This window comes from uncultured Romboutsia sp. (genome assembly GCF_958366745.1).
GTDB classification, from domain to species: Bacteria; Bacillota; Clostridia; order Peptostreptococcales; family Peptostreptococcaceae; genus Romboutsia; species Romboutsia timonensis.
In genome coordinates this window covers 1-9,871 of record NZ_CATXCO010000074.1, presented here as the reverse complement: position 1 = coordinate 9,871, position 9,871 = coordinate 1, and the positions used below count along the sequence as shown (strand labels likewise).

General features: G+C 28.0%; 10 protein-coding genes. All 10 read left to right on the top strand.

Annotated features, from left to right (window positions below):
• Window positions 1-350 precede the first annotated feature (350 nt).
• Window positions 351-1,691, top strand: coding sequence for a uracil-xanthine permease family protein (locus Q5F54_RS06680; RefSeq protein WP_281539035.1), 1,341 nt, complete (start codon window positions 351-353; stop codon window positions 1,689-1,691).
• Between the two features lie 156 nt (window positions 1,692-1,847).
• Window positions 1,848-2,642, top strand: coding sequence for a xanthine dehydrogenase family protein subunit M (locus tag Q5F54_RS06675; RefSeq protein WP_281539034.1), 795 nt, complete (start codon window positions 1,848-1,850; stop codon window positions 2,640-2,642).
• Window positions 2,636-3,085, top strand: coding sequence for a (2Fe-2S)-binding protein (locus Q5F54_RS06670; protein ID WP_281539033.1), 450 nt, complete (start codon window positions 2,636-2,638; stop codon window positions 3,083-3,085). The genes Q5F54_RS06675 and Q5F54_RS06670 overlap by 7 nt, the downstream gene beginning before the upstream one ends.
• 1 nt (window position 3,086) lies before the next feature.
• Window positions 3,087-5,360: a xanthine dehydrogenase family protein molybdopterin-binding subunit gene (locus tag Q5F54_RS06665; RefSeq protein WP_281539032.1), complete on the top strand. Its 2,274-nt coding sequence runs from the start codon at window positions 3,087-3,089 to the stop codon at window positions 5,358-5,360.
• A gap of 4 nt (window positions 5,361-5,364) precedes the next feature.
• Entirely contained in the window at window positions 5,365-6,108 is a 744-nt protein-coding gene (gene yqeC / locus Q5F54_RS06660; protein WP_281539031.1) for a selenium cofactor biosynthesis protein YqeC, read from the top strand.
• On the top strand, window positions 6,108-6,698 hold the full coding sequence (mocA, locus tag Q5F54_RS06655; protein ID WP_277231190.1) for a molybdenum cofactor cytidylyltransferase: 591 nt from the start codon (window positions 6,108-6,110) through the stop codon (window positions 6,696-6,698). The genes yqeC and mocA overlap by 1 nt, the downstream gene beginning before the upstream one ends.
• Window positions 6,688-7,497, top strand: a complete 810-nt coding sequence (gene yqeB, locus Q5F54_RS06650; RefSeq protein ID WP_277231188.1) for a selenium-dependent molybdenum cofactor biosynthesis protein YqeB — start codon at window positions 6,688-6,690, stop codon at window positions 7,495-7,497. Before mocA ends, yqeB begins: the two co-directional genes overlap by 11 nt.
• Window positions 7,498-7,500: 3 nt before the next feature.
• Window positions 7,501-8,301: an XdhC family protein gene (locus Q5F54_RS06645; protein ID WP_281539030.1), complete on the top strand. Its 801-nt coding sequence runs from the start codon at window positions 7,501-7,503 to the stop codon at window positions 8,299-8,301.
• 66 nt (window positions 8,302-8,367) lie between these two features.
• Window positions 8,368-8,859 carry a molybdenum cofactor biosynthesis protein B gene (locus Q5F54_RS06640; protein ID WP_071120776.1) on the top strand — a complete coding sequence of 164 codons (492 nt, stop codon included), beginning with the start codon at window positions 8,368-8,370 and terminating at the stop codon, window positions 8,857-8,859.
• Entirely contained in the window at window positions 8,844-9,596 is a 753-nt protein-coding gene (gene modA, locus Q5F54_RS06635; RefSeq protein WP_281539029.1) for a molybdate ABC transporter substrate-binding protein, read from the top strand. Before Q5F54_RS06640 ends, modA begins: the two co-directional genes overlap by 16 nt.
• Window positions 9,597-9,871: the final 275 nt, after the last annotated feature.

Below are 9,871 nucleotides of genomic sequence, written 5' to 3'. Positions count from 1 at the left end.
GCTCAAGAGTAGCGAATTTTTTATAAAATAATAATGCAAATAAATTATAAATTATTGGCTTGTTTTAGAAAATATATTAGTATTAAATTTAATATTTTTATTTGAATTAAAAAATGATTGTTAATTTTATAGACAGGATTAAATTGGAGTTATAGTGATTTTACTTATTTTCTTTTTTAAAAACTATGTTTAATAACAATAGTACGGTAAGGTAGCGTATAAAAACATTGAAAAAAATAAAAATGTTCGATAAAGTATTGTAAAAATATAACAATAAATATATAATTAAAAATATAACAAATAACTAAAAGGGACTAATAAATATTTTAATTTTTAATGGGGAGAATTTTATGAACAAAAAAATTATTTATCAGTTAGATGGAAGACCAAGTTTAACACAAGCAATACCATTGGGATTACAACACATATTAGCTATGTTTGTTGGTAATGTTACACCACTTATAATAATCTCAAATATATTAAACTTAGATTTACAAACTAAAACATCATTAATTCAATGTGCAATGTTTGTATCTGGTATAGTAACATTAATACAATGTTATCCTGTTGGACCAATAGGAGCAAAGTTACCTATAGTAATGGGAACAAGTTTTGGATTTGTTCCAGCAGCTACAGCAATAGGAACAAAATATGGTATTCAAGGAATATTAGGGGCTTGTTTAGTAGGTGCGATTTTTCAAATGTTAGTAGGAGGAGTTGTACTTAAACATATAAGAAAGTATTTTCCACCAGTAGTTACAGGAATAGTAGTTTTAACTATGGGGATTTCCCTTTTACCAACGGGAGTTAACTATTTTGCAGGTGGAGTTGGAGCAAGTGATTTTGCATCACCATCAAATTTATTATTAGGGACAATAGTATTAATAACAGTAATATTTTTTAAGCAATACACTAAAGGAATGCTTAGTATATCATCAGTACTTATAGGATTAGTGGTTGGTTACATAGTAGCTATACCTATGGGGAAAATAGATTTTTCTTCTTTATCACAAGCACCACTTTTATCTGTACCAGTACCATTTAAGCTAGGATTTGCATTTCATATAGATGCTATAATTGCTATGATATTTGTATATATGGTTTCAACTGTAGAAACTATAGGAGATATAACAGCAATAACAAACTCTGGGCTTAATCGAGAAGCCAAGGAGAAGGAAATAATAGGCGGAGTACTTGCTGATGGCTTAGGTAGTCTTATGGGAGCAATATTTAATGTATTACCTAATACATCTTTTGGTCAAAATGTAGGAATAGTATCGATGACAAAGATAGTAAATAGATTTGTTGTTGCTACAGGTGCATGTATATTGATACTAGCAGGAATATTCCCTAAAGTTGGCGCACTTTTATCTTTAATGCCATCTAGTGTATTAGGGGGAGCTTCTATTGTTATGTTCTCTATGATAGTTGTAAGTGGTATAAAATTAATAACTACTGATAAATTAACAGAAAGAAATACTATGATACTTGCAGTATCATTAGGGCTAGGATTAGGGGTAGCTTATGTACCTGGATTTTTTGATTCTTTCCCAGAATCTATTCAATTGATATTTGGTGAATCTAAAACTGTATTACCTGCAATATTAGCAGTAATACTTAATATAGTATTACCTAAAGAAGAATTTATATCAGAAAACATTGACTTATCTGACGACTTAGTTAAAGCATAAATGTAAAAATATTTATCTTAAATTAATATTATATTTAAAAATGATATGCATGCGTTAGATATGTTGTTTAATATTTAATACATGCATTTTATAAAGTATTCAGATTAGTTATTGTATATAAATAATGACAAAATATAGTTTATAGGAGGACATATTATGTTTACACTAATGGAATTAGTGCAACCTCAGTCACTTGAAGAAGCTTATGAAATACTTATGAAGAGGAAAAATAATATAGTTATAGGGGGAAGTGCTTTTCTTAGAATGGGTGAAAAAAGAATAGGCACTGGTATAGATTTATCAAATTTAAATTTAAACCTTATAGAAGAAACTTCAGATTATATTAAAATAGGCGCTATGACTACATTAAGAGATTTAGAAGTTAGCCCGATATTAAATAAATACTTTAATGGAGTTATAGGAAATTGCGTTAAGGATATAATTGGAGTTCAATTTAGAAATGTAGTTACAGTTGGGGCAAGTGTATTTTCTAAATATGGATTTTCTGACTTAATAGTAGCATTATTATCTTTAGATACAGAGGTAGAATTATATAAAGGTGGAAGAGTAAAATTAGAAGAGTTTTTAAATCAAAAATACGAAAAAGACATATTAGTTAAAGTACATATAAAGAAAAATAATTCTAAATCTATATATAAATGTATGAGAAATTCAAGAAGTGATTATCCAATATTAAACTTAGCAATATCAAAAGATGATAACAACTTTAAAATATGTGTAGGTGCTAGACCTCAAAGGGCTACAATAGCTAAAGAAGCAAGTGAGTTTATATCAAATAATATATTAAATGAAGAAAATATATTAAAAGCAAGTGAAATAGCTTGTGAAGAACTAGTTTTTGGTTCAAATATGAGAGCTAGTAAAGAATACAGAAAAGCTATATGTAAATCATTAGTTAAAAGTGCTTTAATGGAGGTATCATCATGTTAATCACAATGAATGTAAATGGAAAAAAAGTAGATATAGATGTTTCTTATGATGAGTATTTAGTAGATACATTAAGAAGAATTGGAAATCTAAGTGTAAAAAGAGGATGCGATACAGGATGTTGTGGTCTATGTAGTATATGGATAGATGAAAAACCTACATTATCTTGTTCAACACTATCTGTAAGAGCTAATAAAAAGAATATAACTACAATAGAAGGTTTACAAAAGGAAGCAAGTGAATTTGCACAAATACTTGTAAATGAAGGAGCAGAACAGTGTGGATTCTGTTCACCTGGATTTATAATGACAGTACTTGCAATGAAAAAAGAATTAGAAAATCCAACAGAAGAAGAAATAATACATTACTTAACTGGAAATCTATGCAGATGTACAGGTTATATGGGACAACTTAGAGCAATTAAAACATACATGGGGGTAAAGTAATATGAATATAGTAGGTAAAGGCATAGCAAAGATAGATGGAATGTCAATAGCTACTGGTAAGCCAGTATACACAGATGACTTAGCAGCTAAAGAAGCATTAGTTGTAAAAATACTAAGAAGTCCTCATCCTTATGCAATTATAGAAGAAATAGATACAAAAAGAGCATTAATGGTGCCTGGAGTAGAATGTATATTAACGTACAAAGATGTACCAAATAATAGGTTTACATTAGCTGGACAATCATATCCAGAGCCATCTCCTTATGATAGATTAATACTTGATAAAACAGTAAGATATGTTGGTGATGAGGTAGCAATAATAGCTGCAATAGATGAAAAAACTGCGTTAAAAGCTATGAAGATGATAAAAGTTAAGTACAATGTATTAAAACCAGTAATAGATATGGAAGAAGCTATAGACAATGAAAGTATAATACATACTGAAGATGTACATTGTAATTTCGATATAGGAATGGAAAGAGAAAGAAATATAGTATCTAAACACCTATATGAAAAAGGTAATGTAGAAGAGGAATTATCAAAATGTGATGTAGTTGTAGAAGATACATATTATACACAAGCACAATCTCATGGAATGATGGAAACTTACAGAGCTTATAACTACTTAGACCATGCTGGAAGATTAGTAGTAGTAAGTTCTACACAGATACCTTTCCATGTAAGAAGACATTTATCAAGAGCATTAGATATTCCATCAAGTAAGATAAGAGTTATAAAGCCAAGAATAGGTGGCGGTTTTGGTGGAAAGCAAACTGCATGTGTTGAAATATTTACTGCATTAGTTACTTTAAAAACAGGTAAGCCTGCAAAAATAATATATGATAGAAAAGAAACTTTTACATGTACAACTAGTAGACATGCTATGAAATTAAATGTAAAAGTTGGAGCTGACAAAGATGGGACTATAAAAGTTATAGATATAGATGCCCTATCAGATACAGGTGCATATGGAGAACATGCTTCTACTACATTTGGATTAGTGGGAGAGAAAACTATGCCTATGTATGGAAAGTTAAATGCAGCTAGATTTAAAGGAAATGTAGTATATACTAATAAAACACCAGCAGGAGCATTTAGAGGATATGGAGCTACTCAAGGATGTTTTGCAGTTGAATCTACTATAAATAAACTAGCAGCTAAATTGAATATGGACCCAGTAGATGTTAGATTAAAAAATATAATAAAAGAGGGAGAAACTTCTCCTGCTTACAATAAAGAATTAAATAGTGTTGCATTAGATAGATGTATTAAAAAAGGTAAGGAACTTATAAAATGGGATGAGAAATATCCATACAAAGAAATATCACCTACTAAAGTAAGAAGTGTTGGTATGGCTCTTACTATGCAAGGTTCGGGTATAGCGGGAATTGACACTGCATCTATAGAAATAAAGTTAAATGATGATGGTAACTATACATTACTTACAGGTTCTACAGATATGGGAACAGGTAGTGATACTATACTTGCTCAAATGTGTGCAGAAGTACTTGAAACTACAATGGATAAAATAGTAGTAAACTCAGCTGATACAGACTCATCTCCATATGATCCAGGTTCTTATGCATCTAGTACTACTTATGTTACAGGTATGGCAGTAGTAAAAGCTGCAACAGAGCTTAAAAATAAGATAGTAAGCTTAGGAGCACAGAGATTAGAATTAAGTGAAGATTTTGTTGAGTTTGATGGAGAATATGTAAAATCTATAAATAAAGATAAAGAAATATCAGTATTAGATTTAGCTATAGATATGTCTGTAGGATGTAATAAAAATCAATTAATAGGATATGCTACTCACGGAAGTCCAGTTTCACCACCACCATTTATAGCAGGATTTGTAGAAACTGAAATAGATAAAGAAACAGGGAAAGTTGAAATAATAGATTATGTAGCTGTAGTTGACTGTGGAACAGTTATAAATAAAAATTTAGCAAAAATACAAGTAGAGGGTGGAATAGTTCAAGGTATAGGTATGGCATTATATGAAGATGTTGTATATACACAAAGGGGAGAATTAGCATCTAATACATTTATGCAATATAAGATGCCTACTAGAAAAGATGTAGGGAATATAATAGTTGATTTTGAAGAAAGTTATGAGCCAACAGGACCATTTGGAGCAAAATCTGTAGGTGAAGTTGTTGTTAATACACCATCTCCAGCTATAGAAAATGCTATATACAATGGCTTAGGAATAAACTTAAATACTTTACCTATGACACCAGAAAAAGTATTTATGGCTATGACTAATAAATAATAAAATGAACTTAATTGATACTTTTAAAATAAGTAAGAAAGATATAATAACAATAGTTGGAGCAGGGGGGAAAACATCTTTGATGTACTCTGCTTCTTCTTTACTTAGAAAAGACTATAAGGTGTTAGTTACAACAACAACTCATATATATATACCAGACAAAAGTATTTATGATGAAATAATTATGTTAAATGATTTTCCAAACGAAAATTACCATAGTATACTACAAAATAATAAAAATGGGGTTTATGTAATAGGAAATCATATAGTAAATAACTTAAAAATAAAAGGATTAACCTTTGATATGCTAGATGAAATAATACATTACTTTGATATAGTAATAATAGAAGGTGATGGATCAAAGGAAAAAAGTCTTAAAGGATGGAGAGATTCAGAACCTGTAATATATCCTAAGACAACAAAAACAATAGGTGTAGTAGATATAAGTTCAATAGGATTAGATATTAATGAAGAAAATATTCATAGAGTTGATAGATTTTTAGATATTATCAATGATTATTCAACTAATAAAGTTAATATAGAGCATTTAGAAAAACTTATTTTAAATAAAAATGGACTTTTTAAGATTTATAAAGGAGAAAAGATTTTATTTATTAATAAGGTAGAAAATATTAACAACAAAACAAATGCATTAAATCTTATAAAAAATATAAAATGTAAAAGCTCATCATATATAAATAGATATATATATGGTAGTATATTTACAAATGAATATATAAAAGGATGATGAGTTTGATTTCAGCGATAATAATGGCTTCTGGATTTTCTAGGCGCATGGGTGAGAATAAGCTTCTTATGAAGTATAATAACAAATTTTTAATTGAGTACACATTAGATGTCATATCTAAATGTAATTTTAAAGATAAATTAATAGTAACTCAATATGAAAAAATAAAAGAAATTGGAGAAAATTTAGATTTTAAAGTAGTGAAAAATAAATATCCTAATAGGGGCATAAGTGAATCGATAAAATTAGGAATAAAAAATTGTGAAGAAAGTGAAGGATATATGTTTTTTGTTGGAGACCAGCCTCTTTTAGATAAAAAAGATATAGAAAAACTAATAAATGTATTTAATGAAGATACAAGTTTTATAGTAATTCCCAAATACAAAAATCGTTTTGGAAATCCAGTTATATATCCTAAAAAATATAAAGAAGATATTTTAAATTTAGAAGGAGATAAAGGTGGAAAAAGTATTATAAAATCTTCTGATAAAATAAAATATGTGGATGTTTGTGAAAATACTCTATTTGATATAGATAATATAGATGATTTTAATAATCTTTTAAAAAGGGAGACAGTATATGAAAAATGACATAATAGTAGTTAGAGGTGGTGGAGACATAGCTACTGGTACAATACATAAGCTTTATAGATGTGGATTTAAAGTAGTAATACTTGAGATAGAAAATCCATCGTCTATAAGACGTGCAGTATGTTTTAGCGAAGCAATATATGATGAAAAATCTATAGTAGAAGGTGTTGTATGTGAAAAAGCTAATAATATAGATGAAATATATAACATATTAGATAAAGGAAATATTCCAATAATTATAGACCCTTATGGAAATTACATAAAAACATTAAAACCATTAGCAGTAGTAGATGCAATACTTGCTAAGAAAAACTTAGGAACAAATAAATCTATGGCACCTATAACTATAGCTTTAGGACCTGGATTTTGTGCATCTTGTGATGTAGATATAGTAATAGAAACTATGAGAGGACATAACCTAGGTAGAATCATAGAAAAAGGATACGCAAAAGAAAATACGGGAATACCAGGAGAGATAAAAGGAGTAAGTAAGGAAAGAGTTATATACTCACCTATTAGTGGGACTATATCAAATGTTAAACAAATAGGTGATATAGTTAAAAAGGGTGAAACAATAGCTTACATAGACAACACTGAAGTTAAGGCTTCAATAGACGGTGTTTTAAGAGGTATAATAAGAGATAAAAGTAATATAAAAAGTAAGCTTAAAATAGCTGATATAGATCCAAGAAAAGAAGAAGTAAAGAACTCTTTTACAATATCGGATAAAGCTAGAACTATAGCTGGTGGAGTATTAGAAGCTATATTATATATGAAACAAAAACATGAGGACAGATAAATTATGGACGAAATAATATTAAAAGAAATTTACAACCAAGTTAAAAATGGATACAAAGTAGCTTTAGCAACAATAACCAAAACAATTGGATCAACACCAGGAAAAATGGGAGCAACTATGGCGGTATTTCAAAATGGGAATACTATAGGAAGTGTTGGTGGAGGAATGATAGAACATAAAGTTCTAAATAAATGCGTTGAGTGCCTAAAAAGTGGAGAAGATTATAACTTTGAGTATAGTTTAAACGACAATGGGAATTTAGGTATGCAATGTGGAGGAACTGCATTTGGATATATAAAAGTATTTAAACCAAAACCTAAACTTATAATCATAGGTGGAGGTCATATAGGTCTAGCACTTTTTAAAATTGCTAAGAATTTAGATTTTTATACAATAGTAATAGATGATAGAGAAGAATTTGCAAATGAACAAAGATTTGAAAATGTTGAAGAAGTTTATAGCGGAGATATACCTAATATAATTAAAAATATATCTATTAATGATAATACATATATAGTTATAGCTACTAGAGGTTATGAAGGAGATTTAATTAGTTTAAGAAGTGTAATAGATAGAAATCCAATGTATATTGGTATGATAGGGAGTATGAAAAAATGGATTAAAGTTAAAGAAACTTTAATAAATGAAAATATAAATATAGAAAAATTAGAAAGTGTATATGCACCTGTTGGCATAAATATTTCATCTAATAGTGTTGATGAAATAGCATTTGGAATAATGGCAGAGATACTATTAGTTAAAAATAATGGAAGTTTAGCTCATAGAAAAAATAAAATAAAATAATATTTTATATAAATTATAACTAAAATTAATATGCATTTATTAAAGTCGACATCATGGAGGTAAATAATGTTTACAGTAGGAATTATAACAAGTAGCGATAAGGGTTACAGGGGAGAAAGAGAAGATAAAAGCGGACAAGTAATTGAAGAAATAGTAAGTCAAAATGGATTTAAAGTTATAAAAAAAGTAGTTTTACCAGATGAAAAAGATTTACTAGAAAAAGAAATGATAAATATGTGTGACAACTTAAATGTAAATTTACTTTTAACAACAGGTGGAACAGGATTTTCTAAAAGAGATATAACTCCAGAAGCAACAAAATCTGTAATAGAAAGAGAAGCCTTAGGTATTGTTGAAGCTATAAGATTTTATAGTCTACAAATTACAAAAAGAGCTATGCTATCAAGAGCAACCTCAGGAATTAGACAAAATACACTAATAATTAACTTACCAGGAAGCCCTAAAGCATGTAAAGAAGCACTAGATTTTGTATTAGATGATGTAAAACATGGAATTGAAATATTGCTTGGGGAGGCAAAAGAATGCGCAAGAAAATAAAACTATTAAGTGTCATACTTTGTGTTTTAGCACTTACTGGATGCAATAAATCATCACAAAATGAGTTAACTATAAGTGTGGCTACAAGTCTTTTAAATCCAATTAATGAAATAATTAAAGAATATGAAAATGAAAATAATGTAAAAGTTAATATAAACTTTGGAGGATCTGGAACTTTAAAAAGTCAAATTGAAAATGGAGCAGATGTATGTGCTTACTTTTCTGCCAATGAAAATTTTATGGATGAATTAGTAGAAAAAAATATAGTAAAAAAAGATGAAATAAATGTTCCAATAAGTAATTCATTAGTATTAATTAAAAGTGATAAATGTAAATATGATATAAAAAGTTTAAAAGATTTATTAAAATATGATATAACTATGGCCATAGGTCAAATTGATACAGTTCCAGCGGGACAATACGCAAAAGAATCTTTAGAGAAGCTAAATATATTTAATGAAATAAAAGATAAACTAGTATATGGTAAAGATGTATCAGCAGTTAAAAATTATGTTGAAACATCAGAAGTAGATTTAGGTATAGTTTATAAAAGTGACTCTTTAGACTTAAAAAGTAGTCAAGTTGTATTAGAAATTCCTAAAAATTTACATGAAAATATAAATTATACATTAGCGCCTATAAACAGTAGTGAAGATGGGAAGAAAATAATTGAGTTTATTAATTCTAAATATTCAAAGAAAATATTAAGAGAGTACGGATTTTTAATTAATGAATAATATTATAGTTAACTCAACTATTACATCTATAAAAGTTTCATTAATATCTGTTTTAATTACTTTTTTTATATCTATAACCTTTATATACTTTAACAGTTATAAAAAAAATAAAAAGAAAAGTATTATGGATATATTAATACTTTTACCTATGTTTGTACCACCATCAGCCATAGGGTATATTATACTAATAACCTTAGGGAAAAATAGTTTTATAGGTGTAATTTTAGAAAAATATTTTAATATAAGAATAATTTTTACAATACAAGCTTGTATTA